This is a genomic window from Paraburkholderia sp. PAMB 6770 (assembly GCF_057748135.1).
Window position 1 is genome coordinate 2,562,075 of the sequence record NZ_CM173239.1, and the last position, 26,399, is coordinate 2,588,473.

General features: G+C 67.8%; 25 protein-coding genes and 1 pseudogene. 15 read left to right on the top strand and 11 right to left on the bottom strand.

What is annotated here, in order from left to right; all coding sequences use genetic code 11:
• Positions 1–57 precede the first annotated feature (57 nt).
• The 5 genes from AC3AP7_RS28965 to AC3AP7_RS28985 all read right to left on the bottom strand — a co-directional run bounded on the left by AC3AP7_RS28965 (position 58) and on the right by AC3AP7_RS28985 (position 4,620).
• Positions 58–768: an ABC transporter ATP-binding protein gene (locus AC3AP7_RS28965; protein ID WP_487363728.1), complete on the bottom strand. Its 711-nt coding sequence runs from the start codon at positions 766–768 to the stop codon at positions 58–60.
• Complete coding sequence (locus AC3AP7_RS28970) at positions 768–1,475, bottom strand: ABC transporter ATP-binding protein (RefSeq protein ID WP_487363729.1); 708 nt, start codon at positions 1,473–1,475, stop codon at positions 768–770. Before AC3AP7_RS28970 ends, AC3AP7_RS28965 begins: the two co-directional genes overlap by 1 nt.
• Positions 1,465–2,406, bottom strand: coding sequence for a branched-chain amino acid ABC transporter permease (locus tag AC3AP7_RS28975; RefSeq protein WP_487363730.1), 942 nt, complete (start codon positions 2,404–2,406; stop codon positions 1,465–1,467). Before AC3AP7_RS28975 ends, AC3AP7_RS28970 begins: the two co-directional genes overlap by 11 nt.
• Positions 2,399–3,280, bottom strand: coding sequence for a branched-chain amino acid ABC transporter permease (locus AC3AP7_RS28980; protein ID WP_487363731.1), 882 nt, complete (start codon positions 3,278–3,280; stop codon positions 2,399–2,401). The genes AC3AP7_RS28975 and AC3AP7_RS28980 overlap by 8 nt, the downstream gene beginning before the upstream one ends.
• Before the next feature lie 83 nt (positions 3,281–3,363).
• Complete coding sequence (locus tag AC3AP7_RS28985; protein WP_487363732.1) at positions 3,364–4,620, bottom strand: amino acid ABC transporter substrate-binding protein; 1,257 nt, start codon at positions 4,618–4,620, stop codon at positions 3,364–3,366.
• Between the two features lie 362 nt (positions 4,621–4,982).
• Between AC3AP7_RS28985 and AC3AP7_RS28990 the strand changes: the two genes are divergently transcribed.
• From AC3AP7_RS28990 to AC3AP7_RS29040, 11 genes are all read left to right on the top strand, one after another.
• Entirely contained in the window at positions 4,983–6,005 is a 1,023-nt protein-coding gene (locus tag AC3AP7_RS28990) for a GlxA family transcriptional regulator (protein WP_487363733.1), read from the top strand.
• A 159-nt stretch (positions 6,006–6,164) separates the two neighbouring features.
• Entirely contained in the window at positions 6,165–7,376 is a 1,212-nt protein-coding gene (locus AC3AP7_RS28995) for a M24 family metallopeptidase (RefSeq protein ID WP_487363734.1), read from the top strand.
• 62 nt (positions 7,377–7,438) lie between these two features.
• Positions 7,439–8,716 (top strand): serine hydroxymethyltransferase, encoded by a 1,278-nt coding sequence (glyA, locus tag AC3AP7_RS29000; protein ID WP_487363735.1) that lies wholly within the window; start codon positions 7,439–7,441, stop codon positions 8,714–8,716.
• A 97-nt stretch (positions 8,717–8,813) separates the two neighbouring features.
• Positions 8,814–10,196, top strand: a complete 1,383-nt coding sequence (locus AC3AP7_RS29005; RefSeq protein WP_487363736.1) for an MFS transporter — start codon at positions 8,814–8,816, stop codon at positions 10,194–10,196.
• Positions 10,197–10,202: 6 nt separating this feature from the next.
• Complete coding sequence (locus AC3AP7_RS29010) at positions 10,203–11,303, top strand: GlxA family transcriptional regulator (RefSeq protein ID WP_487363737.1); 1,101 nt, start codon at positions 10,203–10,205, stop codon at positions 11,301–11,303.
• Between the two features lie 227 nt (positions 11,304–11,530).
• Entirely contained in the window at positions 11,531–12,070 is a 540-nt protein-coding gene (locus AC3AP7_RS29015; RefSeq protein ID WP_487363738.1) for a hypothetical protein, read from the top strand.
• Between the two features lie 276 nt (positions 12,071–12,346).
• Complete coding sequence (locus AC3AP7_RS29020; protein WP_487363739.1) at positions 12,347–13,309, top strand: quinone oxidoreductase family protein; 963 nt, start codon at positions 12,347–12,349, stop codon at positions 13,307–13,309.
• Between the two features lie 124 nt (positions 13,310–13,433).
• Positions 13,434–13,610, top strand: coding sequence for a DUF1427 family protein (locus AC3AP7_RS29025; RefSeq protein WP_487363740.1), 177 nt, complete (start codon positions 13,434–13,436; stop codon positions 13,608–13,610).
• Positions 13,611–13,707: 97 nt separating this feature from the next.
• A complete protein-coding gene (locus tag AC3AP7_RS29030; protein ID WP_487363741.1) occupies positions 13,708–14,301 on the top strand; it encodes a DUF4337 domain-containing protein in 594 nt (197 codons plus the stop codon).
• Positions 14,302–14,392: 91 nt separating this feature from the next.
• Positions 14,393–14,557 (top strand): glycine zipper 2TM domain-containing protein, encoded by a 165-nt coding sequence (locus AC3AP7_RS29035; RefSeq protein WP_487365051.1) that lies wholly within the window; start codon positions 14,393–14,395, stop codon positions 14,555–14,557.
• A gap of 248 nt (positions 14,558–14,805) precedes the next feature.
• Positions 14,806–15,159 carry a DOPA 4,5-dioxygenase family protein gene (locus AC3AP7_RS29040; RefSeq protein WP_487363742.1) on the top strand — a complete coding sequence of 118 codons (354 nt, stop codon included), beginning with the start codon at positions 14,806–14,808 and terminating at the stop codon, positions 15,157–15,159.
• A gap of 49 nt (positions 15,160–15,208) precedes the next feature.
• Here AC3AP7_RS29040 and AC3AP7_RS29045 read toward each other — a convergent pair.
• Positions 15,209–15,784 (bottom strand): annotated as a pseudogene (locus AC3AP7_RS29045) (nitroreductase); the annotation flags it as partial.
• Positions 15,785–15,884: 100 nt separating this feature from the next.
• On the opposite strand from AC3AP7_RS29045, the gene AC3AP7_RS29050 reads away from it, so the two are divergent.
• Positions 15,885–16,616 carry a hypothetical protein gene (locus AC3AP7_RS29050; RefSeq protein ID WP_487363743.1) on the top strand — a complete coding sequence of 244 codons (732 nt, stop codon included), beginning with the start codon at positions 15,885–15,887 and terminating at the stop codon, positions 16,614–16,616.
• Between the two features lie 29 nt (positions 16,617–16,645).
• Here AC3AP7_RS29050 and AC3AP7_RS29055 read toward each other — a convergent pair whose 3' ends face one another.
• Positions 16,646–17,440 (bottom strand): TSUP family transporter, encoded by a 795-nt coding sequence (locus AC3AP7_RS29055; RefSeq protein WP_487363744.1) that lies wholly within the window; start codon positions 17,438–17,440, stop codon positions 16,646–16,648.
• A gap of 421 nt (positions 17,441–17,861) precedes the next feature.
• Between AC3AP7_RS29055 and AC3AP7_RS29060 the strand changes: the two genes are divergently transcribed.
• Positions 17,862–18,311, top strand: coding sequence for a hypothetical protein (locus AC3AP7_RS29060; protein WP_487363745.1), 450 nt, complete (start codon positions 17,862–17,864; stop codon positions 18,309–18,311).
• A 114-nt stretch (positions 18,312–18,425) separates the two neighbouring features.
• Here the strand turns inward: AC3AP7_RS29060 and AC3AP7_RS29065 are convergent, their stop codons facing one another.
• Positions 18,426–18,953, bottom strand: a complete 528-nt coding sequence (locus tag AC3AP7_RS29065) for a ProQ/FinO family protein (protein WP_487363746.1) — start codon at positions 18,951–18,953, stop codon at positions 18,426–18,428.
• Between AC3AP7_RS29065 and AC3AP7_RS29070 the strand changes: the two genes are divergently transcribed.
• Entirely contained in the window at positions 18,930–19,745 is an 816-nt protein-coding gene (locus tag AC3AP7_RS29070) for a HigA family addiction module antitoxin (RefSeq protein WP_487363747.1), read from the top strand. The genes AC3AP7_RS29065 and AC3AP7_RS29070 overlap by 24 nt on opposite strands.
• A gap of 258 nt (positions 19,746–20,003) precedes the next feature.
• The gene (locus AC3AP7_RS29075) at positions 20,004–20,999 is read left to right on the top strand and encodes an aldo/keto reductase (RefSeq protein ID WP_487363748.1); all 996 of its coding nucleotides are present in this window, start codon (positions 20,004–20,006) and stop codon (positions 20,997–20,999) included.
• A 24-nt stretch (positions 21,000–21,023) separates the two neighbouring features.
• On the opposite strand, the gene AC3AP7_RS29080 is transcribed toward AC3AP7_RS29075, so the two are convergent.
• The 3 genes from AC3AP7_RS29080 to AC3AP7_RS29090 all read right to left on the bottom strand — a co-directional run bounded on the left by AC3AP7_RS29080 (position 21,024) and on the right by AC3AP7_RS29090 (position 26,344).
• Positions 21,024–21,863 carry an ROK family protein gene (locus AC3AP7_RS29080; protein WP_487363749.1) on the bottom strand — a complete coding sequence of 280 codons (840 nt, stop codon included), beginning with the start codon at positions 21,861–21,863 and terminating at the stop codon, positions 21,024–21,026.
• Between the two features lie 10 nt (positions 21,864–21,873).
• Positions 21,874–23,499 (bottom strand): glucose-6-phosphate dehydrogenase, encoded by a 1,626-nt coding sequence (gene zwf / locus AC3AP7_RS29085; protein ID WP_487363750.1) that lies wholly within the window; start codon positions 23,497–23,499, stop codon positions 21,874–21,876.
• Between the two features lie 118 nt (positions 23,500–23,617).
• A complete protein-coding gene (locus AC3AP7_RS29090; RefSeq protein ID WP_487363751.1) occupies positions 23,618–26,344 on the bottom strand; it encodes an MGH1-like glycoside hydrolase domain-containing protein in 2,727 nt (908 codons plus the stop codon).
• Positions 26,345–26,399: the final 55 nt, after the last annotated feature.

Here is a 26,399-nt window from a genome sequence, read left to right on the forward strand (position 1 = left end):
TTGCAGCATGCGCTACGCTACGGCAACAACAACCGCGCCGACGCCGCACGGCGACAGCTAGAGCCCGAAATACGTCTCGCGCACCGCATCGCTCGCTTCGAGTTCCGCGCGCGTGCCCGATACGCGCACCTTGCCGTGGTCGAGCAGATAGCCGCGATCGGCCAGCCCGAGAAACGCGATGTTCTGCTCGGCGATCAGCAGCGACGTGCCCTCGCCCTGCGCGAGCGCGGTGCGCAACACGTCGATCACGTGCTTCACGAACACCGGCGCGAGCCCGGACGACGGTTCGTCCATCAGCAGCAGGCGCGGCTGCGCGACCAGCGCCTTCGCAATGCCGAGCATCTTGCGCTGCCCGCCCGAGAGGCTCGCGGCCGGCTGGCGCCGGCGCTTCGCGAGATCGGGAAAGAGTGCGAACAGCGCGTCGCGGCGTTTCGCGACCACGGCCGGCGCCATGAAATAGCCGCCGAGCGCGATGTTCTCGTCGATCGACAGCGTCGGGAAAACGCCCAGCTCCGACATGAACGCGATGCCGCGCCGGATGCGCTGATCGGGCCGCAGCGTGTCGATGCGCTCGCCGTCGAAGCTGATGCGCCCGCCGCGGCACGTCAGCAGGCCGATCAGCGTGCGCAGCAGCGTCGTCTTGCCCGCGCTGTTCGCGCCGAGCAGCAGCACCGTCTGCCCCGGCTCGACCTGCATGTCGACGCCCCACAGCACCTGCATCGGCCCGTAGCCCGCCTCCACGCCTTCCACCAGGAGGGATCCCGCCATCACGCCGCTCCAATGAATGCCGCCACCACCTCGGGATCGCGCGAGGCCGCTTCGAGCGGGCCTTCGAACAGCATGCGCCCCGCGCCGAGCACGATCACGCGGTCGGTGATGCGGTTGAGGAAATCGAGCAGATGCTCGACCACGATCATCGCGATGCCGCGCGCCGACAGTTGTTCGAGCAACCCGGCAATCGCGTGCAGTTCGGCCGGATTCAGCCCCGCGCCGATCTCGTCGACGAGCAGCAGCTTCGGCCGCGTCGCGAGCGCGCGCCCGAGGTCGAGCAGTTTCTGCTGGTTCACGGTCAGTGCGCCCGCCTGGCGCGTCGCCATGTCGGCGAGGCCGATCTCCTCGAGAATCGGCTCGATCTCGTGATCGGGCAGCCGCACGCTGCGCGCGGCCACTTCGATGTTTTCGCGCACCGTCATGTCGCGGAACACCTTCGGCACCTGAAACGTGCGGTTGATACCCAGATGCGCGCGGCGGAACATCGGCAGCCGGTTGATCGGCCTGCCCTCGAAGTCGATCTCGCCGGCATCGGCCTGCAGCAGGCCGGAGATCACGTTGATCGTCGTCGTCTTGCCCGAGCCGTTCGGCCCGACGAGCCCGAGAATCTCGCCCGGCGCGACGCCGAACGCCACGTCGTTCAGCACGACCAGCGCGCCAAAATGCTTGTGGACGCCGGCGAGGCGCAGCAGCTCAGAAGACATGGAACCCCCGGCGTTGCAGCAGCGACAGCAGTCCGCCCGGCAGGAACAGCACCAGCAGCACGATCAGCGCGCCATAGATGAGCTGGAAATACTGCGGCGCCGAGATGCCGATTGCCGCGTACAGCACGTACAGCGCCGCTGCGCCGACGACCGGACCGATCACGGTGCCGACGCCGCCGAACAGCGCGAACACGATCGCGAACACCGAGAATTGCAGCGTGAACACCGCATCCGGATAGAACACCGACAGGTTCCACGCATACACGCCGCCCGCCAGCCCCGCGACCAGCGCCGACACGAGCCAGGCGACAAGACGCCCGCGCACGACGTCGACGCCCGCCATCGCCGCGCTCACCGGGTCCTGGCGAATCGCGCGCAGCGCCATGCCGAAACCGGACAGGCGGAAATAGACCGCGAGCGCACAGGTGACGAGCAGCACCACGAGCATCGTGTCGTAGCTCGCCTGCGGCGCATAGACCTGCTCGATCTTGAGCCCGTAGGGGCCGCCCGTGATGCCGGCAAGGTTCGGGTTCGACACGACGAAGTAGATGATCTGCGATGCGGCCAGATTCGCAATCGAGAAGTACGCGCCCGAGAGCCGCAGCAGCGGCCCGAGGATGAGCCCGATCAGCGCCGCCGCGAGTCCGCCGCCCGCCACGCACACGAGCACCGGCAGATGCGCGTGCAACACCAGCAGCGAGGTCGCATACGCGCCGCTGCCGAAAAAGCCCACGTAGCCGAACGGCAAATAGCCGGTGAAGCCGTACAGCAGGTTCAGCCCCTGGGCAAGCACGATGAACGTCATGATCGTGAACAGCAGCGACTCGTTGCCGTACACGTGCGGCGCGCCGATGAACACCGCCGCCAGCACCGCGAGCAGAACGATGCCGGTGCGCAGGCCGGGCGCCCGTGAAGCGTTTCCGTTACGCAAGACGCACCGCCTTTCCGAGCAGGCCCGAGGGACGAATCAGTACGATGATCACGAGCAGCACGTACGGCACCACGTTGGACCACGACGAATAGTAGGTTTGCATCAGCATCGTGCCGAGACCGAACACGAGTCCGCCGACGATCGTGCCGAGCGGATTGCCGAGCGAGCCGATGATCACGATCGCAAACGCGGTGGTGGTCAGATTGCTGCCGATGTCCGGCGACACCGAGCCGAGCAGATACGGCACGAACACCCCGGCGATGCCCGCGAGCGCGAGACCCGCGACGAACGCGATCGTCGACACGCGGCGCACGTCGATGCCGGTGGCGACCGCCTCGTCGCGATTGGCCATCACCGCGCGGGTCGCGTAGCCGAGCCGCGTGCGCGAGAAATACAGCCACAGCACGACCAGCGCGGCGATGCTGACGCCGGCCGCCCACCACCAGCTATCGGGAAACTGCTGGCCGAATGCGCCCAGATTGCCGCTGCCGAGCGCATCGTCGGGCAGCGAGCGCTGGTCGGCGCCGAACAGCAGCACCGTCAGCGCTTCGAGCATCTGGCCGATGCCGAAGAACAGGATGAACGACAGCATTTCGGGGTCGTCGCTGCGCTGCAGCCGCGGCACGACGGCCCGGTACAGCGGCCAGCCGATAATCGTTGCGCCCGCAACCGACAGCGGAATCGCCCACAGCGGGTTGAGCCCGAAATGCTGCGAGACGAGCCACGCCCCATAGCCGCCGAGCACGATGAACTGCCCGTGGGCCAGATTGATGATGCGCATCACGCCGAATACGAGATTCAGGCCGAGGCCGACCAGCGTGAAGAAGATGCCGTACAGGATTCCACCGATGACGGCATACGCGAGAAGTTCCACGTTCGTGTCTCCGCAAGCAAACGAACCGGGCCCGGCGCGCAGCACGCCGGACGCGGTCCGTCAGAACGCCGGTGGCGCAACCGTCAATGCGCCGGCGCCGGATACACCGGCTTGCCGGTCGCGTGCTCCTGCGGGTACACGACGACCATCTTCAGCGCGTCGCCGTCCGGCACCATCTGCGCGACCGGGAACGGCTGCCCGAGCTGCGCGCCGTTCGCATTGATCTCGAACGCGCCGAGCAGCGTCGTCGTCTTGCCGGACATGTCCATCAGCGCGCGGTGGAAATCGGTCTGCGTGAACTGCGGCGCATCGCCGAGCATCTTCTGCATCACGATGCCCGTGTTGTAGCCGGCGGAATCGAGGAAGGTCGGATCCTTGTGCTGGGCCGCCTGGAAGGCGGACACGAACTGCGCGGTGTTCATCCCGTAGCTGACCTTGTCGTACTTGACGAGCGGCGGCGTCGGGTACGTGTACGTATAGGCGAGCGCGGCCGCGCCGACGTTCTTCGTGACCAGTTGCAGCAGCTGGCCCGGGAAGATCGTGAACGTCATGTCGAAATGCAGCCCGCTTTGCGACAGCTGACGCAGGAACGCGATGTCGTTCGGCGCATAGCCGAATTCGAGCAGCGCCTGCGGATCGGCTGCTTTCACCGTATGCAGCAGCACGCTGAAATTCGACTCGTTGGTGGGCACGCTGTGGTAATACACCGGTGTCACGCCGCTCTTGCCGAGCACCGCCTTCATCGTCTCGGCCTGCGAGGCGTCGAAGTCGTTCGCCCCGTAGATGATCGCGACACGCTTGATCTTCTGCTTCAGCAGGAAGTTCGCGAGCGGAATCGGCCAGACCGTCGACGACGGAATGCTCACGTCCGCAAGGTAGTCGGTTTTCTGCGTGAAGAAGTTCGCGCCCGAGCCGGTCGGGTCGATCAGCAGCATGTGGTGTTCGGCCGCGAGCGGCACCGCGACCGAGGTGAGCACCGAGCCGAAGTCGGCAACGAGCAGATCGACCTTGTCCTGCGTGATCAGCTGGTTGTAGAGCGTGGTGGCCGTCGACGTCGAGCTCTGGTCGTCGTATGCGACGATCTTCACCGGAATCTTCTTGCCATAGGCTTTCACGAAGACACCGCCCTGCTTGTTGACATCGCTCGCCCAGAACTGGAGGCCTTCGTACTGCCCGAGCGACGCCACGGCGAACGGGCCCGTGCTCGCGTAGAGCGTGCCGATCGTGATCTCGCTGGGGGCCGGCGCGGCATGCGCGCCGATGCTGAATGCGGCGGACGCCGCGCAGGCGGCGATGGTCTTCATGAAGCGGCGGGACTTGCGGATGTTGCCAGAGTGCATCGATGTCTCCATAGCGTGGGTTCCCATCGCGAAACCTTGTTGGTGCGCGGCGACGGATCGTCGCGCGCCGCATCATTCTGAGGATGCTCGAGGTAGGGAACGTTGGACGTTCCAACACTATTTTTCGCCGCGAACGCCAGAATGCCCATTGGGGAAAACCTCACACAATTGCATTTTTGCCGCAGATGCATGGCGCGTCGTGCGCCGTGCCCATCGCCTGCTGGCGGCCCGCGTGCTGCCCGCATGCTGCCCGCGTGCCTGACACGCGCCTTTCGACGCCCCATGACGCGTACGCGCTAAACCGACGTCATTCGTCGCTATGATGACGCTACGCCGCTCACAACGCGCCCTTCCCGCCCGCCATGCCATCGACCCACGCGCCCCGTTCGCCCCGCCCGCCCTCGCGCGCGGACACGCCGCTGCACGATCTGCGCCTCACGCGCTACGGCTTTCTGCTGCTCGATCACTTCTCGCTGATCGCACTCGGCGCGGCAGTGGATCCGTTGCGTATCGCCAACGCGCTGGTCGAGCGACGCGTCTACGACTACCAGCTGATCGCACCGGCCGGCGAGTTCGTGCGATCGAGCGACGGCATTCGCGTGATCGCCGATACGTCGATCGCGGAGGCCGGCGAGTTCGATGCGGTGTTCGTCGTCGGCCCCAATCCGATTCCGCGGCGCGGCACGGGCGGGGTGCTCGACTGGCTGCGCCTGCTCGCGCGCCGCGGCACCGCGCTCGGCGGGCTCGACACCGGCAGCTACTTCCTCGCGCGCGCGGGGCTCCTGAACGGCTACCGGTGCACGATCCACTGGGAAGATCAGGTCGTGCTGCTCGAACAGTTCCCGCGCGTCACCGTATCGAACCGTCTGTACGAAGTCGATCGCGACCGCTATACGTGCAGCGGCGGCGTCGCGCCGCTCGACCTGATGGTGCATCTGCTCGGTCTGCCGCCGGGCAGCCGCCCGCTCGCGGCGCGCGTGCTCGAACTGCTCGTCGCCGAGCGGCGCAGCCACGAGCAGCAGCAGGTCACGTCGCTGCGGCAATACATCGGCGCCGCGCATGCGCCGCTCGACGCCGCGCTGCAGCTCATGGAGAGCAACGTCGAAGAGACGCTGCCGGTCGCCGAGATCGCGGCGCTGCTGCAGGTGTCGCAGCGGCAACTGGAGCGCTGGTTCAACGAGCGGCTCGGCAAGACGCCCGCGCAGACGTATCTGGAGATTCGCCTGCTGCGCGCACGGCAACTCCTGTATCGCACCGCGCTCGCGCTGGAAGAGGTCTGCGCGCGCACCGGCTTCGCGTCGCTCACGCATTTCTCGACGCGCTACAAGGCGCAGTTCAGGACCACGCCGATGGCCGACCGGCGCCGCTACCAGTCCGCGCTCTAGAACGACGCAGAAAACGCGCGCAGGGCCGCCGCGGCCGCGCGCCTGTGGTTAACCCTCGATGTCGAATTGACAGAGTTATCCGTCGAATCCGGAAATTTGAAAAATCGCCGGACTTCTACCATTCGCTCACACCCGATCTTTTCACGAGGAGTAGAGCGCATGAACATGGAGAACCTGATCCGCATCGAGAACGGCGAGAAAGCGAAGCACACGTTCACGGATGCGGAGTACGCGAACCGGCAGCGCCGGCTGCGCGAACTGATGGCGCGCGAGAACATCGATGCGGTGCTGTTCACGTCGTACCACAACATCAACTATTACGCGGACTTTCTCTATTGCTCGTTCGGCCGCAAGTACGGCCTTGTCGTCACGCTCGCGAAAGTCGTGTCGATCTCCGCGAACATCGACGGCGGCCAGCCGTGGCGACGCACGGTCGGCGACTACAACGTGGTCTACACGGACTGGCAGCGCGACAACTTCTTTCGCGCGGTGCAGGCTGAAATCGACAATCGCGGACGCGTGGGCATCGAGTTCGATCACGTGCCGGTCGAGGTGCTCGCGAAGCTGAAGGCCGCGTTGCCGTCCGTCGAGTTCGTCGACGTCGGCGCGCAGACAATGCGCATGCGGATGATCAAGTCCGACGAGGAAATCGCGCTGATCCGGCACGGCGCGAACGTCTGCGACATCGGCGGCGCCGCGCTCGCCGAAGCGGTGCGCGAAGGCGTGCCCGAGCACGAGGTTGCGCTCGCATCGACCCAGGCGATGGTGCGCGAGATCGCGCGCCGCTTTCCGGATGCGGAACTGATGGACACGTGGACGTGGTTCCAGTCCGGCATCAACACGGACGGCGCGCACAACCCCGTGACGACCCGCCAGGTCCGCAAGGGCGACATCCTGAGCCTGAACTGCTTCTCGATGATCGCCGGCTACTACACGGCGCTCGAACGCACGATGTTCTTCGACCACTGCTCCGATGCGCATCTGCGGCTCTGGAAGATCAACGTGGAGGTGCACGAGGCGGGGCTGAAGCTGATCCGGCCAGGCGCGCGCTGCGGCGACATCGCACGCGAACTGAACCGGATCTACGCGGAGTACGGACTGCTGCAGTACCGCACGTTCGGCTACGGCCATTCGTTCGGCGTGCTGTCGCACTACTACGGACGTGAAGCCGGCCTCGAACTGCGCGAGGACATCGATACCGTGCTGGAGCCGAACATGGTGGTGTCGATGGAGCCGATGATCATGCTGCCGCAAGGGCTGCCCGGCGCGGGCGGCTATCGCGAGCACGACATCCTCGTGGTCGGCGAAACCGGCGCGACCAACCTCACCGGGCTCCCGTACGGTCCCGCGCACAACATCATTACGGGCTGAGCGGCCGCGCCGCGCACGGGCCCGCATCCGCGGCGCCCGCGCCCTTGCAGGAGAGTTCATTCATGTTTTCATCGGAACAGACGATCGCCGGCTTCGACGCGGAACTGGCGGCGGCCATGCTCGCCGAGCGGCACCGGCAGGAAGATCACATCGAGCTGATCGCTTCGGAGAACTATGCGAGCCCGCGTGTGCTCGAAGCGCAGGGCTCGGTACTGACCAACAAGTATGCGGAGGGCTATCCCGGCAAGCGCTACTACGGCGGCTGCGAACATGTCGATGTGGTCGAGTCGCTCGCCCTCGCACGCGCCCGCGCGCTGTTCGCCGCCGACTACGCGAACGTGCAGCCGCACAGCGGCTCGCAGGCGAACGCGGCCGTCTACCTCGCGCTGCTCGCGCCGGGCGACACGATTCTCGGCATGAGTCTCGCGCACGGCGGCCACCTGACGCACGGCGCCAGGGTGTCGTTTTCGGGCAAGGTGTTCAACGCCGTGCAATACGGCGTGGATGCGCGCAGCGGCCTGATCGACTATGACGAGGTCGAGCGCCTTGCGCTCGCGCATCGGCCGCGGATGATCGTCGCCGGCTTCTCCGCCTATTCGCGCGTGCTCGATTTCGCCCGCTTTCGCGCGATCGCCGATCGCGTCGGCGCGTATCTGCTGGTCGATATCGCGCACGTGGCCGGACTCGTCGCCGCCGGTCTCTATCCGAACCCGGTGCCGTTCGCGGACGTCGTCACGAGCACGACGCACAAGACGCTGCGCGGCCCGCGCGGCGGCCTGATCCTCGCCCGCGCGAACGACGCGATCGAAAAGGCGCTGAACGCGATGGTGTTTCCCGGCACCCAGGGCGGCCCGCTGATGCACGTGATCGCCGCCAAGGCAGTCGCCCTGCGCGAAGCGCTCGGCAGCGGGTTCGTCGCCTACCAGCGGCGCACGCTCGCCAACGCGCAGGCGATGGTCGGCGTATTCGCGCAGCGCGGCTACACGATCGTCTCCGGGGGCACCGACAATCATCTGTTCCTTGTGAATCTCGTCGAGCGCGGCCTCACCGGCAAGGAAGCGGACGCGGCGCTCGGCCGCGCGCACATGACGGTCAACAAGAACGCGGTGCCGAACGATCCGCAATCGCCGTTCGTCACGAGCGGCATTCGGATCGGCACGCCGGCGATCACCACACGCGGCTTCCTCGAAGACGACGCCCGGCACACCGCTTCGCTCGTCTGCGACGTGCTCGACCGGCTCGGCGACGCAGCGACCGAGGCGCGCGTACGCGACGAAGTCGCGCAGCTGTGCGCGCGCCTGCCGGTTTATGGGGCACTGGGTGGAGCACTGCGCAATTAAGCATCCGCAGGTACCGGCGGCGGTGCGACGATGTCAAAAGCATCCGATCGTCGCCGGTGCACACTAATCGCATCAGACAGGGTTGGGAGGCAGACAAATGAATCCGAGAAAAGCTGTGTTGAGTGAGCCGGCCGCGGCCGGCATCGTCGCCGCGCCGGACCGGCACGATCCTCGCGCGCACGACGCGGCCGGCACGGCCGCGGGCCCCGCGCGCGCCTTGCTGCGGCGCGCCGCGCTGGCCAGTTTCATCGGCAACTTCGTCGAGTGGTTCGACTACGCGTCGTACGGCTATCTCGCGACGATCATCGCCGTCGTGTTCTTTCCGAAAACCAGCGCGACGACCGGTCTGCTCGCCGCCTACGCGGTGTTCGCCATCTCGTTCGTCGTGCGGCCGCTCGGCGGCATCGTCTGGGGGCACTTCGGCGACCGGGTCGGCCGACGCACCGCGCTATCGCTGTCGATTCTCATCATGTCGTGCTCGACCTTCCTGATCGCGCTGCTGCCGACCTACGCGCAGGCCGGCCTGTGCGCGCCGCTGTTGCTGCTGCTCGTGCGCGTCGTGCAAGGCTTTTCGGCATCGGGCGAGTATGCGGGCGCCTCGGCGTTTCTCGCCGAATACGCGCCGCAGCACAAGCGCGGCGTCTATACGAGCATCGTGCCGGCCAGCACCGCGGCGGGCCTGCTGTTCGGCTCGATCCTCGTCGCGGTGCTGCATGCGGTGCTCAGCACCGGGCAGCTGCACACGTTCGGCTGGCGCCTGCCGTTCCTGCTCGCTGCGCCGTTCGGGCTGATCGGCCGCTACATCCGCGTGCGGCTCGAAGACACGCCGCATTTCAGGGCGCTCGACCAGAGCCATCATGTTGCGCGCACACCGATTGCCGAACTGCTCGGCCGCCACCGCGCGAAGATGCTGATCGCGTTCGGCGTCACGTGTCTGAATGCGGTCGCGTTCTATCTGATCCTGAGCTACATGCCGACCTATCTGTCGACCGAGATGGGCATGGGCGAGACCGCGTCGTTCGTCGCCGCGACGATCTCGCTCGCCGCGTACATCGGCTTCATCTTCCTGATGGGCGCGCTGTCCGACCGGGTCGGCCGCAAGACGATGCTGATCGGCGCGTCCGTGCTGTTCATCGTGCTGACGGTGCCGCTCTTCAAGGGGCTCGCGGGGGCCGGCTTCGCGACGATCGTCGCGATCCAGGTCGCGTTCGGCGCACTGCTGACGATGAACGACGGCACGCTGCCCTGCTTCCTGTCCGAGATCTTTCCGACCCGCGTGCGCTACAGCGGCTTCGCGTTCTGCTTTAACGCCGCCAACGCGCTGTTCGGCGGCACTGCGCCGCTCGTCGCGACGTGGCTGATCGGCGCGACCGGCAACAAGCTCGCACCCGCGTGGTACCTGGTCGGCGCGGCGGCCGTTGCGATGATCGCGATGATCTGCAGCCGCGAAACGTCATACCGTCCGCTCGCGGACGAGTAACGCCCGATGCGCACACCGACGAACCCGCCGGCGAACGGCATGCGCGACAGCCGCCCCGCTCACGCGCAGCCGGTACGCTTCGGCATCGTGCTGCTGCCGGACTTCACGCTCACCGCGTTCTCGGGCTTCGTCGACCTGCTGCGGCTCGCAAGCGACGAGAGCGACTTCAGCAAGCCGGTGCGCTGCACGTGGACGATCGTCGGCGAAACGCTCGCGCCCGTGCGCGCGAGTTGCGCAATCGAGGTGCAGCCGTGGCGCACGTTCGACGAAGCCGGTCCGTTCGATTATGTGGTCGTGGTCGGCGGCCTGCTGCATCGCGCGCCGTTCGCGAGCGCCGCAACGCTGCGCTTCATCCGCCGGAGCGCGGCCGCCTCCGCGACGCTCGTGGGTCTGTGCACCGCGACCTTCGTGCTCGAACATGCGGGCGTGATGAACGGCTACCGCGCATGCGTGAGCTGGTTCCATTACTGGGACTTCGTGAAGCGCTTTCCGAACGCGGACCCGGCGCGGGTCGTCGCGGACCGGCTGTTCGTGATCGACCGGGGGCGCATCACCTGCTCGGGCGGCCGGGCGTCGATCGATGTGGCGGCCGCCATCTTGCAGCGCCATATCGACGCATCGATCGTGCAGAAGGCGCTGCGCATCCTGCTGGTCGACGATGCGCAGCGCGCGAGCGCACCGCAACCGCATCCGCCCGGCGGCGAGCCCGTCACGCATCCGCGCGTGAAGCGCGCCGTGCATCTGATGGAGCAGAATCTCGGCCGCCCGCTCAGCCTGCCGGCGCTCGCGGAACGGCTGGAGCTGTCGGTGCGTCATCTGCAGCGGCTCTTCAAGACGCAGACCGGCGACACGCCTTACGTCTACGCACGGCGTATCCGCGTGAGAACCGCCGCCTGGCTGCTGACGAGTTCGCCACGCACGATCGCCGACATCGCCGCCACCTGCGGCTTCGCCGACGCGTCGCACTTCGGGCGCGCGTTCCGCAAGCAGTACGGGATAGCGCCGCAGCGCTTCCGCGAAATCGGCACGACGCGCGTCGCTAGCCCGGCCGACTGCGCCCCGACGCGTTATCCGCCGCCGCCCGCATGTATCGGGCTGGATTGCTGACGCGCCGTCATGCAGTCGACAGCGCGTTGCAAGCATCGCCGGCCGCGCTGCACTGCACTGCACTGCACTGCACTGCGCTGCACTGCGATGCACTGCGATGCGATGCGACGAAAGCGCGCCTGCCGCGCCTCCTTTAAGCGCCGCTTAAGAGTCGTCGGACATATTCAATACGACTCCGACCGGAGTCTCATCCGTTCGAAGCAAGGCTGAAACAAGGAGGTAGCACAATGCGACTTCATACTGCACTCACGGCCGGCGCCCTTGCCCTGGCGCCGGCTCTGGCGATGGCCGCCGGGCCCGTCATGGTGAGCGTCGATGGGCAGACCGTTCCCGCGCAGGAGACGACCCATATCGTCCAGACCTCCGCCGGTCCGGCCAAGGTCAGCACCTGGAGCTGGCACAGCCCGAAAGGCCATGCGAGCTTCTTCATGCAAACGAGCACGGGCGGCGCGCCGCCGGCCTGGGCCATGCGCCAGATGCAACTGATGCAGACGCAGTTCATGGCGGTGCAATCGCAGATGCAGCAACTGCAGCAGGCGGTGCTCGACACCGTCCCGACGCAGCCGCTCCAGCAAGCGGTGTTCGACGGACCGCCGATGCAGCCGCTCGAACAGGCCGCGCTCACGCAGACATTCGGTTTTCCGGCACCGCTGTCGGTGATGTTCGTGTCGCCGGCCGTGACGCTCGACAGCCTGCCTGCGGTCTTCGTGGTCGCGCCGCAGCATGCGCCCCCGTCCGCCACGCACACGCCGGGTCTGAAGGTTTGACGCCCTGAAGGCCTGAGCGCGCGCATCCGCGCGGCCCGAACGCCCGGCGAATCGCTCGCCGGGGCACCGGCCGCGCGTCGCGCTCTGCCTGCATGACGGGCGCCCGCCCCGGCGCGGTCTACCTTGCCCACACGCCGCCTGCACCTCGCCCACACGCATATCCCCGCACGCTCGTTGTCCGAAATTCGACATCCGTTGTCCGGTCGACGTCGTTCCGGCCACCTACAATGCGTCCAGCGCTGCCCACCGGCGGCGGACTCTTCAGGAGCATTGTCGATGAAAGCGATCCAGTTCAAATCCTTCGGCTCCCCCGACGCGCTCGACTACGTCGAATTGCCGACCCCGACGGCCGGCGCGGAGGGCGCCGTCGTGCGCGTGCATGGCGCGTCGGTGAATCCGAGCGATGTGAAAAACGTTGCGGGCCATTTCGATCATACGGCGCTGCCGCGCACGCCGGGGCGCGACTTCAGCGGCGTGGTCGTCGAAGGACCGCAGGCGTGGCTCGGCGCCGAAGTGTGGGGCACCGGCGGCGACATCGGCTTCACGTGCGACGGCAGCCACGCGGAGTACCTGCGCATCCCCGTGGCCGCCCTGTCGCGCAAGCCCGCGGCACTCAGCCACGAGCAGGCGGCGGCGATCGGCGTGAACTTCGTGGTCGCATGGCTCGGCACGGTGGACTACGCGCAACTGCAGGCCGGCGAGACGATCGCGGTGATCGGCGCGGGCGGCGGCGTGGGCGGCGCGGTCGTGCAGATCGCGAAGTCGCGCGGCAGCCGGGTGATCGCCGTGGACCGCCATCCGCTGCCCGCGGACACACCGGCGGCGCGCCTCGCCGATCACTTCGTGCCGCTCGACGAGCACGCCGTAGCTCGTGTGAAGGCGTTGAGCGCGGGCGGCGTCGACGTGGTCTACGATTCGGTCGGCGGCGTCGTGTTCGAGACGGCGCTCGGCCTCGTGAAGCGCCGCGGCCGGGTGATCGAAATCAGCGCGACAGGCAAGCGCCGCGTCGACTTCGATCTGATCGACTTCTATCACAACGAGACGCAATTGCTCGGCGTCGACAGCGCGAAGCTCGGCGTCGCCGACTCGGCGCCGCTGATGGACGCGCTTGCCGCCGGCTTCGACAGCGGCGCGCTGCAGCCGCCGGTGATCGCGCAGCGCTTCCCGCTGGCCGACGCGCGCGCCGCGTATCACGCGGTCGCCGCAGGCACGCGCGGACGCGTGGTGATCACGCTGTGAGCGGCGCCATGAGAACTGCTGCGGGGGTTGCGGCGGGGATTGCGGCGGGGATTGCGGCGAAAACTACGGCAAGGACTGTGGCGAACCGTGCGCACGGCGGTAGGCTTCGCGAGGCACGACGGTCATGAAAGCGTACCTGGTCTCGCTTGCCGTCGGCGGCCTCGTCGGCATGCTTTATAGCGCGCTCAACGTGAAATCGCCGGCGCCGCCGACGGTCGCGCTCGTCGGCCTGCTCGGGATGCTGGGCGGCGAGCATCTGTTGCCGCTCGTGCGCTCGCTGCTCGGTTTCGGTGTGAACTGAGCAACGGGTAGCGGCCTCTGATAATCTTGCGCACTGCATGGCGCGCGGCCTGCACCGTGCGCGATGCAGCCATGATTCAGTGTGTCCGGAGCAACGCATGTCAGATGAGTACGAAGTGCATGGTCTGCACGACCATGCGGTTGAACACGTGGGCGCGGGCCATCACGCGCATCGCGACGCCGATCCGTTCGCGAGCCGCATGGCGGTGATGACGGCGATTCTCGCGTCGGTGGGCGCGATCTACGCGTACCAGAGCGGCACGAGCGAAAATCTCGCGCTCTACTACAAGAACGAAGCGGCGATCAAGAAGACCGAAGCCGCAAACCAATGGGGGTACTACCAGGCGAAGGGCGAGAAGGAAAATCTCGCCGCGCTTGGCGCGGCGCTGTCGGCGCCGGGCAGCGACGCCCACACGAAGTTCGTCGCCGACGTCGCGAAGTATACGCAGCAGAAGGCCCCGATTCGCGCGAATGCGGAAGCGCTCGAAAAGGAAGTCGCGGCCAACGAGGCCCGCAGCGAGAAGCTGCTGCACGGACATCACCGCTGGGCGCAAGCCACGACGCTGATCCAGATCTCAATCGCCCTGACCGCGATCACGTTGCTCACGCGCAAGAACTGGCTGCGCAACCTGTCGCTCGGACTCGCTGTTGCGGGGCTGCTCGCGGGCGCGGCGGCGTTTCTGTCGCTCTGAGCACGAGGGCCGGGGCACGCGGATTGCTACCTCGCCGGTATCGACGTCACCGGTAAAGGTGGACATCATGAACAAGGGTATCGGCAAAGTCATGCTTGCGGCACTGTTCACGCTCGCCTCGTTCACGACGGGCTGCACGCTGGGCGGCGCGGCCGCAGGCGGCGTGATCGGCAATGAAGTGACGCACCACAGCACGCTCGGCACCGTGGGCGGCGCCGTGGCGGGCGGCGTGGTGGGGTATGAGCTGGGGAAATGAGCGCGGGCGGCGTGGAGGATGAGGCGAGCGCCGCAGGCCGCGCCCCGGTCGAGGGAGAGAACGCAGCGGGCTCCTATGGATAGCGAGCGGGTGTGGTCGCAAGAACGGTAGAAGTGAAGTTGCGACTCGATCCGACCGTTGTCCATTCTGACTGCGCACGGGTTGTCAGATCGGATTCAGGCGGCAAACCTTCGCCGCGCGAGCCCAGACTGGCATAAGCTGGTGCTTCCGCAACCGGGATTCCCGCCATGACCGAACTCGACACATCCGCCATCCGCGACTGGCACGCGCACGTCTATTTCGACACCACGTCCCGCGATGCCGCGTGGGCTTTGCGCGATGTCATCGCGCAGCGGTTTGCCGGGCGCGTGCAGATCGGCCGCTTCCACGAACGCCCGGTGGGACCGCATCCCGCATGGTCCTGTCAGCTTGCCTTCGGCACCCCGCATTTCGCCGACGTCGTCGGCTGGCTCGCGCTCAATCACGGCGCGCTCGACGTCTTCCTGCACCCGAACACGGACGACGCGCTGCGCGACCATCGCGATTGCGCGCTGTGGATCGGGCACGCGCATACGCTGCGGCTGGACGCGTTCGCGCGCTGAGCATCCCGCGGCACAGGTGAGCCGCGCGGCCCGCGGGGTCCGCAAGCCGCTAGTCGAGAAACGTCGTGAATCCGCCGACCGGTTCGCGCGTCGTGCGCAACCGGTTCACGAGCGCCTGTTCGTCGGCCCAGCCGAGCGACATCCCGCATACGAGCTGCTCGCTTTCCGGCAGTTCCAGATGCTGCCCGATCACCCGATGAAACGGCGTGAACGCGGCCTGCGGGCAGGTATCGAGGCCACGGCCGCGCGCCGCGATCATCACCGCCTCCAGGAACATGCCGTAGTCGAGCCAGCTGCCGCGTTCGAGTATCCGGTCGATCGTGAAGAAGAGCCCGACCGGCGCACCGAAGAAGCGATAGTTCTGCGCATGTTGCGCGTGCATCTTTTCCTTGTCGCCCTTTCCAATACCAAGGAGTCCATAAAGATCCCAGCCGATCTTGCGGCGCCGGTCGATATACGGCGACACCCACTGGCCCGGGTAATACGCGTACTCCTCCTGATACAGGCTGTCGCGCCGCGGGTCGTCGTAGGCGGCCACGAGCGCCTGCGACAGGCGCGCCAGCGACTCGCCGGTCACCACATAAACCTTCCACGGCTGCGTGTTGGTGCCGGACGGCGCGCGGCGCGGCGCCGGTCCGCTTTCCCGCCCTTACAAACCATCAAGGCAAGCGCACCGCACTCCGATAACCCGGGCGACCGCACCCGCTCACGAGGAGGAGCCCCCCATGCCGTCCGATTCCTTTGATTTGACGATGTCGTCGCTATCGTCCGCCGCGTCGGCCGCTGCGCCGCTCGACGCCGCGTCGTCCGGGCCTTCCGCCACGGGCGCCGCCGCATCGGCCTCCGGCGCGGATGCCGACCCGCTGCTGGCCGCGCTGTCGCAAACCCTCACCCAGCTCGGCTACGAGATGCCCGCCGGTTCGCCCGAGCCGCGCGAGGGCGTCGGCGCCGACGGCCATGCCGCCGCGTCCGACGCAGCGGATACGACCGCCGCACAGTTCCTCGCCGCGCTCTATCAGGCGCTCGCGCTGCAACAGTCGATTGCGGCCAGCACTGGCGTCACGCCCGCAACGGACACCGGCCGCGGCGCTTCGAATGGCGCCGAAACCGCATCGTCCGGCGACATGCTCGCCGCCTATCGCGACCTCGGCGCGCACATCGCGGATCTGTCGAACGCAGCGCGTGTGTCGGGCTTCGCGGGCAGCGCCGCGAGCGCATGGGATCCGGATTTCGGCGATGTGAGCGCCCCCGGTGAAGCACCCGCGGACGCCTCGCAGGATCCGCTCGCCGACGCGCTGTCGAGCCTGAACGACGCGCTGCAGACGCACGCCGCCGCGCTTGCAGCGAATGCCGAGGTGGCGGCGCCCAGCCTCGCCGACGTGCTCGATGCCCTGTCGACGCGCGCCGGCAGCCTCGGGTGGCAGCCGGTGGGCGCGATCGTCGACGTCGCGATCTGAGTGCGCAGCGCGCGGGGACGTGCGCGCGTCTACAGCACGCCGGACTTGATGATCATCTGGACAGCCGCGCCGCAGACGAACAGCAGCACGAGCTTGCGAAACGTATCGGGGTGCAGGCGGTCGCGCAGCGGACGCACGATCAGCATGCCGGCGATCACCGGCACGCTGGCCGCCGCGGAGATCGCGAGATCGACCCAGCTCGCGTGCGCCCCGCCGCTGAACGCAACGATCAGCGTGATCACCGAGACGACGAGGATGATCGCGATCTGCTTCGTGAACGCCTTGCCGGTAGCGCCCGTCGCAAGCAGATACATCGCGAGCAGCGGCCCGGGCACCGATGCGATGCTCTCCATCACGGCCGCGCCGAAGCCGAGCGCGAAGCCGGCGGGCCGCGCCATGCGCGGCGTCAGCGAGAAGCGCGGCGACACGAACAGCAGCAGCGCCGCCACGATCAGCACAATGCCGGCCGCCGCCTGCGCGCGATGCGGTGCGAGCGAGATGAGCGCCGTCACGCCGACGATATTGCCCAGCACCGTCCCCACCAGCGGCGCGGCGATCCGGCGCACCGTCGCGACCATCTCGCCGCCTTCGAGCGCCTGCGGAATATTGCCGAGCACGATCGGCATCGACAGCAGCAGCACGGCCTGCTTGATCGTCAGAAAGTGGCTGAGAATCGGCATGGCGACGAGCGGCACGCCGATGCTGACCACGCCCTTGACCATGCCGCCCAGCACCAGCGCGGCGAGCACGCCAATCAGGGCAGGCGCGTTGAGCGCGTGCAGCGCAGGGCCCAGCACGCCCTGGAGAAGATCGATATGAGTCATGTCCGGTGGAGTCTGTCTGCAAAGGCCGCGCGGCGGCCACGGTGGCTCAGGCTCGACGGCTGCCCGCCCGGCCCGCGCCAGCCGCGCGAAGCCGGCTGGCCAACCGGCACGTGCCGCGCCGGAGCCGCATCATAACCCGGCTTGCATACGACCGCGCACGGCGAACGGGACGGCGCGGGACAGCGCGGGACGAACCGGGACGGCGCGGAACGAAGCAGCACGAAGCGGCACGAAGCAGCACGGAGCGGCACGAAGCGTGAAGAACCGGGACGGCGCGGCCGGCGCCTTACGCCGTCTTACCAACCCTCAAGCCCGGCGCGGAACCGGACGATAGGCCGGTCAAGGCCGCCCGATACCGGCGGCGCCGTTCCCACCGGAACGCACCGCATGAACAGGACGAACAGGACGAGGACAGACTGCCATGCAGATCAGCAACGCCGCGTCGTCACCGACGCTGCCTGCGCCGTCGGATACCGGCCCGGCAGCGGACGATGCCACCGGCGGCGGCGCCGCGCAGACGCCGCGCGCCGGCGCAACACCGGACGCCCCGAGCCAGGATGCCGCCGTCACGATCTCCGCGGCGGGCGCAGCCGCCGCCGCACGCGATAGCAGCACGGCCGACGCGAGCACCGTGCCCGCATCCGCGGATACGCCCTCCACGTCCGGCGAGAGCGCGAACCCCGACGGCGCGCCGGACGGCGGCGCAAGCCCCGATGCGGACGCCCCCTCTGCGCTCACGTCGCTCACCTACGGCACACTCGGCCTCGAACGTCCGGACCAGCCGCAAAGCGACACCAATCCGTATTACACACTGGGGCGCTGGATCGCAGCCGGCATCACGATAGGCGGATTGATTACATTGATGGCGTGAGACAGGGCCGCCGCTTCGCTCACGCAGACCGCGTGAAAGCGAGCGGCACAGACAGTGTGCGCGACCGGACCGGGTACGCCGCGCTCGCCGCGAGCCTCGCTCGCGCGGATCGCGTCAGGCGTCGCCGGATGGCCCTTGCGCGGAAGGATCGGACGCGCCCGTTTCCGGTGCGGCCGTGTTTTCCGCAAGCGCGGTCTCTTGCGGCGCGGCGTCGGCTTGCGCGACACCTTGCTGCGGCGCGCCCTCCTGTGCCGGCGCGTGGTCCGGCGCGGCTTGCGCGGACGGCGCGTTGCCGCCCGATGACGCAGCCGCGTCGGCTTTTTGCGTGCGCTGCGCCGGGTTTTTCGGCTTTTGACGCCGCGCCTGCAAACCGCGCGCGCGCGCCGCTTCACCGGGCTGCACCTGGCCCGCGCTCTCGCCGTTCAGGTCGACGCGTGCCGCGTTCTCCACGACGCTCGCCCAGTAACGGCTGCCCCAGCACCAGACCTTGATCGCGTCGCGCAACTGCGCTTCCGACAGCTTCAGTTCTTCCGCGTGCTGCAGCAGGTCTTCGAAAATGCCGATCTTCAGCGGCACCTTCGGCGCCGGATTGCGCGGAAACGCCTTTGGAAAGCGCTTTTGCAGCTTGCCGATCGTCAGCACCACCGGATCGACGGGCTTCGCACTCTGTCCCGGCGCGGCACGACCCTGGCCTTGCGTGCCTGCTGCACGGCCCTGACCCTGTGCGGATGCTGCACGGCCCTGACCTTGCGCGGATGCTGCACGACCCTGGCCTTGCGCCGCTGCGGCGCGGCCCTGGTTCTGGCCCTGCGCGCCTGCGGGACGGCCCTGGCCCTGTGCCGGCGCGCCGCGGCCCTGCGCAGGCGCTGCGCGATCCGGCTTGGCGTGCTTCGCCTTGCGGGCCGCGCGTTTCTCTTCGGCCTGCTTCGCGAGCTGCTCCTTCAGTGCAGCGAGTTGTTCGAAACCCATGATGATGCCGTCTACGACAAGGAAAATGCGTGGATTGTAGCAGTTCGACCGAAAACCGCCGGCCGGTTCGCGCGGCGCGCCGCACGGCGTCGCCATCGGGTTGCGGCAAGCATCGCTTGTCAGTTGACGCAGCGCGTTCGAGCCGATATCGTGCGCGTCATGGCCGATTCCGATTCCATCCATCCCGGCGTGACCGTGCGCCAGCATTGCCTCGAACGCTTCAACCTGAGCGTGACCGAGGCGGCGTCCGCGCTCGGCGTCAGCCGCCAGGCACTGACCAACCTGCTGAGCGGCCGGGCCGGCATCTCGCCCGAAATGGCGCTGCGGCTCGACAAGGCCTTCGGCGGCGGCGCCGAAACGTGGCTGCAGCGGCAGCTCGTGCACGACCTCGCGAAAGCGCGCAAGCGGCTCGACGCGCTGAACGTCGTGCGCGTGGTCGGCGAACAGCAGCCCGGCCTGTTCTGATCCGGCGTTGCGCGGCGCAATCGCTGGCTCTGCGCCTTCTCTCCGCCTTCTCTCCGCCTTCTCTCCGCTTTCAATCGCATGACGTTCGTTCCGTCTTCGCGTGCCGTCCATTTTATTTAGTTTTACTGATCAATCTGCAGACGAGGCCTGACCCGGCGCGATCGCGGCGCCGCTGTGCGGCCGCCGCACCCGCTTTGCCGATCCGCGCTATGCTCTGGCGTCGCCCGTTCCCCATCCTCGCCTCTCGCGGAGTCCACCATGCAATACACCCGCTTTGGCCGCACCGGCCTGACCGTTTCCCGTTTGTGCCTCGGCACGATGACCTTCGGTTTGCAGACCGAGGAACGCGTGTCGCACGACATCCTTGCCCGGGCCGCCGATGCCGGCGTGAACTTCATCGACACCGCGGACGTGTACCCGCTCGGCGGCGGCGAAGACATCGTCGGGCGCACCGAGGAAATCGTCGGGCGCTGGCTGAAGGGGCAACGCGCGCGCTTCATCGTTGCCACCAAGGCGGTCGGCAAGATGGGGCCGTCGCCATGGGATCAGGGCGCGTCGCGCAAACACCTGCTCGATGCAATCGACGCATCGCTGCATCGTCTCGGCACCGATTACGTGGACCTGTACCAGTTGCACTCGGACGACCGCGACACGCCGCTCGACGAAACGCTCGAAGCGCTCGACGTGATCGTGCGCTCCGGCCGCGCCCGTTATGTGGGGGTGTCGAATTTTCTCGCCTACCGGCTCGCGCGGGCGCTCGGGCGCGCCGACGTGCTGCGCGTCGCGCGCTTCGTCTCGGTGCAGCCGCGCTATAACCTGCTGTTCCGCCAGATCGAGCGCGAACTGCTGCCGCTCGCCGCGGAAGAGCAGCTGGCGGTGATCCCGTACAACCCGCTGGCGGGCGGCCTGCTGACCGGCAAGCACCGGCACGACGCGCCGCCGGCCGACGGGCGTTTCACGGCAACGGTCGGCAAGGCCGGCGCGATGTACCAGGAGCGCTACTGGCACGAACGCGAGTTCGAGACCATCGAGCGGCTGCGCGCGCTCGTCGCGCCGTCCGGCCTGTCGCTCACGCAAACCGCGCTTGCATGGGTGCTCGCGCATCCTGCGATCACGTCGGCGATCATCGGCGCGAGCCGGCCGGATCAGCTGGCCGACACCCTCGGCGCCTCCGATCTCGTGCTCGCGCCCGAGCTGAAGACGCAGCTCGACGAAGCCACGCGCGAATACCGCTTCGGCGACGCAGCGCGCTGAGCACGCCGTCCCCGCGCCCGCGGGTTAGCCGAACACGCCGGTGCGGTGCGTGGCGTCGGGCAACTGGCGCGAGTCGCGCCACGAACGCGGATGCCACAGCCTCGCACCGCCTTCGATTCCCTTGTCGTTGGACACCGTGGCGACGTTCGGCGGCAGCGCGAACGTCAGCCGCGTCGCGTTGCCTCCGCCAATCCACAGCTTGTCGTAATTCACGAGCGACGCGAGAATCCCGATCACTTTTTCGACCCGGCGGTTCCAGCGCTTGTTGCCGGCTTTCTGCCGTGCGGCGTCGCCGATGTATTCGTCGTACGCGTGCTTCTTGCTGACCGGGTGATGCGCGAGTTCCAGATGCGGCATCAGCTCGCCGTCGCGAAAGAGCGCGGTGCCCGCGCCCGTGCCGAGCGTCAGCACGAACTCGATGCCGCGCCCTTCGATCGCCGCCAGCCCCTGCACTTCCGCGTCGTTGATCATCCGCACCGGCAGGCCGCCGAGCCGATGCGCAAACGACTCCGCGAGCGGCACCCCGTGCCAGCCTTCGTTGCCGAAATGCGGCGCGGTCAGGATGCAGTTGTCGCGCACGACGCCGGGAAAACCGATCGAAACATGCGTCGGCGGCTGCTGCGCGTTGATCGGCTCGACCAGCTTCACGAGCGCGTCGACCAGCTGCGCCGGCGTGCACGGGTGCGGCGTCGCCACCCGCACGCGCTCGGTGAGCATCTTGCCGTGCGCATCGAGGATCGCCGCTTTCAGCCCCGTGCCGCCCACATCGACTGCGAGGATGCGCTCCGGGTTGCCGTGCGCCTGCGGCTGCCCGCTACCGGCGGCACGGGTTCGTTGCCTGACTGTGGCTTTGCGTGTCGACATGTCGTTTTCCTTATCGTGTGGCGGGGCTTGCCGAGGGGTTCTCCGCAGGCTGCCTGTCGAGCGGCGCCCATGCGTGGCCGTCGCGCGCGAGCAGTGCGTCGGCTTCGGCCGGACCTGCGCTGCCCGCCGCGTAGTCGCGCACCGGCACGTCGCCGCCGCGCGGATGCAGCACCGCATCGACGGCGGCCCAGCTCGTCTCGATGCTGTCGGCGCGCTGGAACAGCGTCTGGTCGCCGAGCATGCAGTCGTACAGCAGCGTTTCGTATCCGACGTTCGGGCGTTGCGAGAAAAAGTCGTCGTAGTCGAATGCGGCCTGCACCGGGCTGACCTGCATGACCGGGCCGGGCATCTTGACGTTGAACGCGAAGCTCGTACCGTGGCTCGGATCGACCCGCAGCGTGAGCACGTTGTGCTTCAGCGTATCGACCGGCGTGTCGCGGAAGATCTGCAACGGCGCCGCCTTCAGATACACCGACACTTCGGTGCGGCGCGCCGCGAGCCGCTTGCCGGTGCGCAGGTAGAACGGCACGCCGGCCCAGCGCCAGTTCTCGACGAACACGCGCGCGGCCGCATACGTTTCGGTGCGGCTCGCGGCCGATACATCGGGCTCGTCGCGATAGGCCGGGCCGGCCGGACCGCGCGCATACTGGCCGAGCACGACGTCCCCGGGTCCGAGCGGCTGGATCGCCGCGAACAGGTCCGCCTTGCGGTCGCGCACCGCTTCGGCGTCGAACGAGTTCGGCGGCTCCATCGCGATCATGCCGAGCAGCTGGAACAGGTGGTTCGGCACCATGTCGCGAAACGCGCCGGTCTGTTCGTAGAACTTGCCGCGCCCCTCGACGCCGATCGTCTCCGAGGCGGTGATCTGCACGCATTCGATGTACTCGCGACGCCAGACGGGTTCGAACAGCGCGTTCGCGAAGCGCATCGCGAGCATGCTCTGCACCGTGTCCTTGCCGAGGAAGTGGTCGATCCGGTAGATCTGGTTTTCCTTCACGTAGCGCAGCAGATGCGCGTTCAGGTCGCGCGCCGACGCGAGATCGGTGCCGAACGGCTTTTCGATCACGATGCGCCGGAATCCCGCCGCGCCCTCGCCCTCTTTCAACAACCCCGCCTTGCCGAGGTGTTCGACGATCGGCCGGAAGAACTGCGCGCCCACCGCGAGGTAGAACACCACGTTGCCGCCGGGCGTATCCGCGAGTTTCTGCTTGAGCTGCGTGTACGCGGCATCGTCCGTGAACTCGCCGGCCATGTATTCGAGCCTCTGCGCGAGTTGCTCCCACACGGCTTCGTCGAGGTGCGCGGTATGAAATGTGCTCGCCTTGTCGGCAGCGAACTGATGCAGCGCGTCATGAAGCGCATCGCGCCACGCGCTCGTCTGCTCGTCGCCGCGGTTCACGCCGATGATCTTCATCTGCGCATCGAGCAGGCCGGCAGCCGAGAGGTTGTAGAGCGACGGCATCAGCAGGCGCTTCGTGAGATCGCCCGCGGCGCCGAAGATGACGAGCGTGCACGGCGGCGCGGGCTGCGTGCCGGCCGGCGCGGGTGGCGGACGCGAACCGGCGGCGGCGCCGGAAGACGTGGCCGCGGGAGTGGACCCGGCGGCGGATGCGGATGGATTGGCGGTATTCGACATGGGTAGCGCTCACCTCCTGGAAGCCTGTCAAGCGGATGGGACACCTGATGACTGACACCGCGCGCGGCCGGTCAGTTCAATCCGGTTGACGCAAGACCCGGGCCCGGGCGTCCCGGCGCTACTTCGTCGCGGCCAGCTCCGCTTCGCCGGTGGCCGGCGCGGGGATGCTGCCCGCCGGCGCGCTCACGCGCGGCTGCAACAGCAGCGCGACGAGCCCGCTCCAGCCCGTCTGGTGCGATGCGCCCACGCCGCGCCCGTTATCGCCATGAAAGTACTCGTGGAACAGCACGAGGTCGCGCGAACGCGGATCAGCCTGCAGCAGCGGATACGCCGCCATCACTGGACGCTCGCCCGCGCGGTTCAGCAAAAAGAGCCGCGTGGTGCGCTGCGCGAGCTGGTCGGCGACTTCGCTCAGCGAGCAGGTGCGGCCCGACCCGGTCGGATACTCGACGCGGAAATCGTCGCCGTAGTAGCGGTGGAACTCGTACAGCGACTCGATCAGCAGGTAATTGACCGGCATCCAGACGGGGCCGCGCCAGTTGGAATTACCGCCGAACACGCGCGAATCGGATTCGGCCGGCAAATATTTCACACAGAACCGGTCGCCGGCATGACGAAACACGAACGGCTCGTCGCGGTGCACGCGCGACAGCGCGCGCACGCCGTAGTCCGACAAAAACTCCGCTTCGTCGAGCACGCGCCGCAACAGCGCCTTCATCCGGTGGCCGCGCAGCAGCGACAGCAGCAGCGTATTGCCCTTGCCCGGCTCGTTCCAGCGCGACACGAGCCGCGCGAGATCGGGCCGATGTTCGAGAAACCAGACGAGGCGCTCGCGCAGGCCCGGCAATCCGCCGTGCAGACGCTCTTCGAGCACGTGCACCGCGAACAGCGGAATCAGGCCGACGATCGAGCGCATCCGCAGCGGTTCGCTGCTGCCGTCGGGCAGGCGCAGCTTGTCGTAGAAGAACGCATCGACGCTGTCCCACAGGCCCGTATCGCAGCCGTCGTCGCAACTGACCGCCTCGGCGATGTACAGGAAGTGCTCGAAGAATTTCACGCCGATATCGACGAACACGTGGTTCTCGTAGGCGAGCTCCAGCGCCATGCGCATCAGGTCGAGCGCATACGCGGCCATCCACGCGGTGCCGTCCGCCTGGTCGAGCCGCCCGCCGGTCGGCAGCGGCGCCGAGCGGTCGAAGATGCCGACGTTGTCGAGACCGAGAAAGCCGCCCTGGAAAATGTTGTGTCCGTCGGCGTCCTTGCGGTTGACCCACCACGAGAAATTCAGCAGCAGCTTGTGGAACATGCGTTCGAGAAAGGCGCGGTCGCCGGTGCCGTTGAGCGCGCGGTCGATCTCGTAGACGCGCCACGCGGCCCACGCGTGCACCGGCGGATTCGCGTCGCCGAGCGCCCACTCGTAGGCCGGCAATTGCCCGTTCGGATGCTGGTAGCGGTCCTTCACGAGCAGCAGCAACTGATGTTTCGCAAACGCGGGATCGATCAGCGCGAGCGCCGCCGCATGAAACGCGAGGTCCCATGACGCGTACCACGGGTATTCCCACTTGTCGGGCATCGATACGATGTCCGCATTGCACAGATGCCGCCAGTCCGTATTGCGGCCGCGCCGGCGGCTCGCGGGCGGCGCGGGCTGGGCCGGATCGCCGTCGAGCCAGCGCTGCACGTCGTACTGGTAGTACTGCTTGGACCACAGCATGCCGGCGAGCGCCTGGCGCTGCACGAGCCGCGCGTCGGGGTCGGGCATGTCGTGCTGCAGCGCGGCGTAGAACGCGTCGGCTTCCGCGAGGCGGCGCGCGAACAGTGCATCGGCATCGAGCGGCACTTCGTCGGGCATCGCGTCCGGACGCCAGCGCAGATAGATCACCTTGCGCGCGTGCGGCGCGAATTCGAGCGGCACGAGCGCGCCCGCCTTGCTGCCGGCGTCGTCGCGCACCGCGTCGCGCTTGCCCTGCACCAGGTAGTCGTTGAAGCCGTCCTTGAACGGGCCGTCCGCCGCCGCGCCGAACAGGCGCTGCACGTTCGTGTCGTTTTCGCAGAAGAGCCAGCGCGGCGCCGGGCCGTCGGGCGTCCACGCGGTCACGACGATGCCGTCGTGACGATAATGCCGCCCGACGACTCGCGTTTCGCCTTGCACGCGCTGTTTCGTGAGCCGCGCGCGCGACGTGCCACCTTTCCACGACCAGCTGTTGCGCGCCCAGATCTGCGGCAGCACGTCGAGCGAGGCCGGTTCGTTCGCGCGATTCTCGATCGTCACGCGCATCACGATGTCTTCGGGCGTGTGCTTCGCATATTCGACCTGCACGTCGAAATAGCGCTCGTCGTCGAACACGCCGGTGTCGAGGATCTCGTACTCGGGCATGTCGGTGCCGCGCCGCCGGTTTTCGTCGACGAGGTCCGCATACGGAAACGCGGCCTGCGGGTACTTGTACAGCATGCGCATGTACGAATGCGTGGGCGTGCCGTCGAGGTAAAAATACAGCTCCTTGACGTCCTCGCCGTGATTGCCTTCCGCGTTCGTGAGGCCGAACAGGCGCTCCTTCAGGATCGGGTCGCGCCGGTTCCACAGCGCCAGCGACACGCACCAGTCGAGCATCTCGTCGCCGAAGCCGGCAATGCCGTCCTCGCCCCAGCGATACGCGCGGCTGCGCGCGTGATCGTGCGGAAAGTAGTCCCACGCGGTGCCGTTCGCGCTGTAGTCCTCGCGCACGGTGCCCCACTGCCGCTCGCTCAGGTACGGCCCCCAGCGTTGCCAGCGGGCGGCCTCGCCCGAATGCAGGCGGCTGCCTTCGACAGTGGCGAGCAGATTGGCGGCACGCAGCGGCGGCATGGCGCGACCTCTTGCAGTAAGCCTGGCGGCGGGACTCTCATGCTAGCGCGTTTTG

Coding starts and splice junctions, on each gene's coding strand:
- AC3AP7_RS28965 (WP_487363728.1), bottom strand. CDS start 768: ATGGCGGGATCCCTCCTGGTGGAAGGCGTGGAGGCGGGCTACGGGCCG.
- AC3AP7_RS28970 (WP_487363729.1), bottom strand. CDS start 1,475: ATGTCTTCTGAGCTGCTGCGCCTCGCCGGCGTCCACAAGCATTTTGGC.
- AC3AP7_RS28985 (WP_487363732.1), bottom strand. CDS start 4,620: ATGCACTCTGGCAACATCCGCAAGTCCCGCCGCTTCATGAAGACCATC.
- AC3AP7_RS28990 (WP_487363733.1), top strand. CDS start 4,983: ATGCCATCGACCCACGCGCCCCGTTCGCCCCGCCCGCCCTCGCGCGCG.
- AC3AP7_RS28995 (WP_487363734.1), top strand. CDS start 6,165: ATGAACATGGAGAACCTGATCCGCATCGAGAACGGCGAGAAAGCGAAG.
- glyA (WP_487363735.1), top strand. CDS start 7,439: ATGTTTTCATCGGAACAGACGATCGCCGGCTTCGACGCGGAACTGGCG.
- AC3AP7_RS29005 (WP_487363736.1), top strand. CDS start 8,814: ATGAATCCGAGAAAAGCTGTGTTGAGTGAGCCGGCCGCGGCCGGCATC.
- AC3AP7_RS29010 (WP_487363737.1), top strand. CDS start 10,203: ATGCGCACACCGACGAACCCGCCGGCGAACGGCATGCGCGACAGCCGC.
- AC3AP7_RS29015 (WP_487363738.1), top strand. CDS start 11,531: ATGCGACTTCATACTGCACTCACGGCCGGCGCCCTTGCCCTGGCGCCG.
- AC3AP7_RS29020 (WP_487363739.1), top strand. CDS start 12,347: ATGAAAGCGATCCAGTTCAAATCCTTCGGCTCCCCCGACGCGCTCGAC.
- AC3AP7_RS29025 (WP_487363740.1), top strand. CDS start 13,434: ATGAAAGCGTACCTGGTCTCGCTTGCCGTCGGCGGCCTCGTCGGCATG.
- AC3AP7_RS29030 (WP_487363741.1), top strand. CDS start 13,708: ATGTCAGATGAGTACGAAGTGCATGGTCTGCACGACCATGCGGTTGAA.
- AC3AP7_RS29035 (WP_487365051.1), top strand. CDS start 14,393: ATGCTTGCGGCACTGTTCACGCTCGCCTCGTTCACGACGGGCTGCACG.
- AC3AP7_RS29040 (WP_487363742.1), top strand. CDS start 14,806: ATGACCGAACTCGACACATCCGCCATCCGCGACTGGCACGCGCACGTC.
- AC3AP7_RS29050 (WP_487363743.1), top strand. CDS start 15,885: ATGCCGTCCGATTCCTTTGATTTGACGATGTCGTCGCTATCGTCCGCC.
- AC3AP7_RS29055 (WP_487363744.1), bottom strand. CDS start 17,440: ATGACTCATATCGATCTTCTCCAGGGCGTGCTGGGCCCTGCGCTGCAC.
- AC3AP7_RS29060 (WP_487363745.1), top strand. CDS start 17,862: ATGCAGATCAGCAACGCCGCGTCGTCACCGACGCTGCCTGCGCCGTCG.
- AC3AP7_RS29075 (WP_487363748.1), top strand. CDS start 20,004: ATGCAATACACCCGCTTTGGCCGCACCGGCCTGACCGTTTCCCGTTTG.
- AC3AP7_RS29080 (WP_487363749.1), bottom strand. CDS start 21,863: ATGTCGACACGCAAAGCCACAGTCAGGCAACGAACCCGTGCCGCCGGT.
- zwf (WP_487363750.1), bottom strand. CDS start 23,499: ATGTCGAATACCGCCAATCCATCCGCATCCGCCGCCGGGTCCACTCCC.
- AC3AP7_RS29090 (WP_487363751.1), bottom strand. CDS start 26,344: ATGCCGCCGCTGCGTGCCGCCAATCTGCTCGCCACTGTCGAAGGCAGC.